A 3,364-nucleotide genomic window follows, 5' to 3' on the forward strand; every position below is an offset into this window, starting at 1 on the left:
TTATACCAGTAGCGCGTTTAAATCCATAACAGTTTTACATTCAGCTAACTATAGATAACTTCTCTGGTACAGGCTTAATCTACCTCATACTTTATGGCTGATGGTTAAATGAACTGATCAGTATCATATACCGTTGTTGCCTTGGCCGACATTCATGCTACTGTATTTCTGAAATGTATTATTTTTTTGATGCCTTGGTTTTTATGCTTTAATAATAGCGCATGGTTTTCGCTGTCACTGAAGCAATCGATGATTACCGTGCAACTTACCCTGTCATTCAAAAAACTGAGCAGCCAGTCAATAAATACGGATGTTGACGCACGCAGCGACAAACTACCTCTGTCAGCGCTGGTGTGTTTTATTGACACGGATAAGACTGCTTTGATACACCCTCCTACCCTATTTTGAAATTCAAGGACGCTGACTATGATGCCGAACAAACCTTGGCTTGCCAATTATCCCGATGGTGTACCTAAGACTATCAACCCTGATAGATATAGCAGCATAATGGAGCTGTACGAGGAATGCTTTGACCGCTTTCGTATGCACCCTATGAGTATCTGTATGGGTGTGACTCATACTTATAATGATGTGGATGAAGCCTCGTTGGCCGTCGCCGCATGGCTACAATCTCAGGGACTACCACAAGGCAGTGTGGTGGCACTGATGATGCCAAACGTGCCGCAATATCTGCCCACGATGATCGGTATCTTGCGGGCAGGCTATGTATGCACCCCAGTCAACCCACTCTATACAGGCCGCGAGCTGCGTCATCAGCTCAACGACTCAGGCGCACAAACTATCTTTGTGGTAGACAACTTTGCCCAAGCGCTCGAGCAGGTCATCGGCGAGACCAAAATCAAACGTATTGTCTTATCAAAAATGGGCGATATGATGGGGCTCAAAGGCATCTTGGTCAATACCATCATTCGCCAAGTCAAACGTCTGGTCCCCAAATACAAGCTCAACGACCCAAAGTATCAAGTCACAAAACTCCCTGATGTGCTCAAAAAAGGCAAAAACCTTCCCTTTCAAAAGCCAAAAATGTCACTTGATCAAAAGGCGTTTTTGCAATATACCGGCGGCACGACAGGATTATCAAAGGGTGCCATCTTGTCGCAGCGTAATATCGTGGCGGCGGCGATGCAATCAGAGGCTTGGACCCGCCCTATCACCTCTGAGATCAATGATGTATATATCAATATGGTCATGGCGCTACCGCTGTATCATATCTTTGCCTTTATGCTCAGCTTGCTCGGCATGCGCTCAGGTTATACCTTTATATTGGTTCCTAATCCGCGCGATATGCCAGGATTTGTCAAAACCTTATCAAAACAGCCTTTCCATATTTTTCCAGCGGTCAATACGCTGTTTAAAGGCTTGCTGGATCAGCCAAACTTTAAAGACTTAGATTTTAGCTCGCTACGTATCTCGCAGGCAGGTGGTATGGCGGCAACTGAACAAACCGCCACTCGCTGGCTTGAGACCACTGGCTGTGCGATGATCGAAGGTTGGGGAATGACCGAAGGCGTGGCGGTCGGTACGGCCAACGTCATCACAGATCGTAAGTTTAACGGAACAATTGGTGTGCCCGTCCCTAGCGTCGATGCCATTGTGATTGATGATGAGGGCAAGCGCGTCGGTGTAAACCAAGCAGGCGAGCTGTGCGTCAAGGGCCCTAACGTCACCTCAGGTTATTTAAACAGAGACAGCAGTGATGACTTTACCAGCGATGGTTACTTCCGTACTGGTGATATCGTCAGCATGGATGAAAAAGGCTACTTTAGACTGTTGGACCGTAAAAAAGACATGATTTTGGTCTCTGGTTTTAACGTCTTTCCTAATGAGATTGAGTCTGTCATGCTTGACTGCGACGGTATCGTTGATTGTGCGGTCATTGGTATTCCTGATGAGCGCCAAGGCGAGGCAGTCAAAATCTATGTGGTGCCTGCGGACAACAATGTCACCAAAGAAGTCATCAAAGAATTTGCGCTGGACAACTTAACGGGTTATAAGTGCCCACGTCATATCGAGTTTGTCAGCGAGCTACCAAAGAGCAACGTCGGTAAGGTACTGCGGCAAAAACTGCGCGAAAAACACGACGCAGACCATCCAAGACTGTAGATACGTCATTGATAATAAGAACTTTATCAAAGCTTTATCATAGCGCCTTGCCTTTGCAGGGCGCTTTTATGTCAGCGCCCTTATCTTTAGATCTTTTTATTACTTACTATTGCTTGATGCATGAATGATGGCTTATCTGTCTCGTTACTATCTATTTATCCGCTTTGACCTCACAGAATTTTTACTCAATCTTTATTCTGTGTTAGCGTCACTATTGACGAATCGCCTTCGCCAGCCACTTAATCTCTATGATAGGCGGTCGCGCCAGACAACACCCTCACAGCTCATCCCTATTTGATGACCATTTATCATCTAACGCCGTAAAACCACGTCCTTTTAGGGGCGTGGATATCAGGCGTCAGCCATTGTCGCCCAGTATGGCGAACCCCTTGATAACCAACTGCATTAATATCATAATTAATCCATGAAAACGCTCAAACTACGCATCAAAGACAAACACGCCAAGCAGCTCAATATCTTGGCTGGGTCGGTTAATTTTGTTTGGAATTACGTCAATGAGCTTAGTTTTAAACATCTTAAGCGTACAGGTCAATTCTTTTCAGCTTATGACTTGGCTACTTATACCAAAGGCAGTGGCGAGTATTTAAACTTGCACAGCCAAACCCTGCAAGCGATTAGTGAGGTTCACGCTAAATCCCGTAAACAGTTTAAAAAAGCCAAACTCAACTGGCGCACCAACAACCCAAAGGCTAAGAGAAGAAGCTTGGGCTGGATTCCTTTTAAGAGGACAGCCATAAAACACCTATCAACTCGTCAGTCTGGCAAGAAAAGCCTTAAATCTACTATTCAGCTAAGCCTTGCTAAGGGTAAAAAACTAATCATTGATCTGTGGGATAGCTATAACCTCTCGCTCTACCGCATCAATACTTGCGAGTTGGTACAAGACAATCGCGGCCATTGGTACGCCTGTATCACCGTCAAAGAATTTCCAAAAACCAACTGCGGTGATGGCCAAGTTGGTATTGACCTAGGCTGTAAGGATTCAGCAGTCAGTAGTGATGGTGATCAGCTACAAATCAAAGTCACCCATCAATACGCAGAAAAACTGGCCATTGCTCAACGTGCTAAAAACAAAAAGCGAGTCAAGGCCATTCACGCCAAGATCAAAAACACCCGCCAAGATTTAATCCATAAATTTACCAATAAATGGTCAAAGCCAATAGTCTAATCGTTGTTGGTAAAATCAAATCAACATCATTCACTTCATCCAAACTGGCCA

Annotated in this window: 1 protein-coding gene and 1 pseudogene; both read left to right on the forward strand. The window is 45.0% G+C overall.

Annotation, left to right across the window (positions count from 1 at the left end; translation table 11 throughout):
- The first annotated feature begins 426 nt into the window (after positions 1-426).
- Positions 427-2,124: an AMP-binding protein gene (locus tag NK638_RS12055; protein ID WP_274633200.1), complete on the forward strand. Its 1,698-nt coding sequence runs from the start codon at positions 427-429 to the stop codon at positions 2,122-2,124.
- Between the two features lie 424 nt (positions 2,125-2,548).
- Positions 2,549-3,364 (forward strand): annotated as a pseudogene (locus NK638_RS12060) (RNA-guided endonuclease InsQ/TnpB family protein); the annotation flags it as partial.

Source organism: Psychrobacter sp. A3 (assembly GCF_028823565.1).
Lineage (GTDB): Bacteria > Pseudomonadota > Gammaproteobacteria > Pseudomonadales > Moraxellaceae > Psychrobacter > Psychrobacter celer.

What these genes read in the sequence shown, in the direction of transcription:
- NK638_RS12055 (WP_274633200.1), top strand. Translation starts at nt 427, where the DNA reads ATGATGCCGAACAAACCTTGGCTTGCCAATTATCCCGATGGTGTACCT.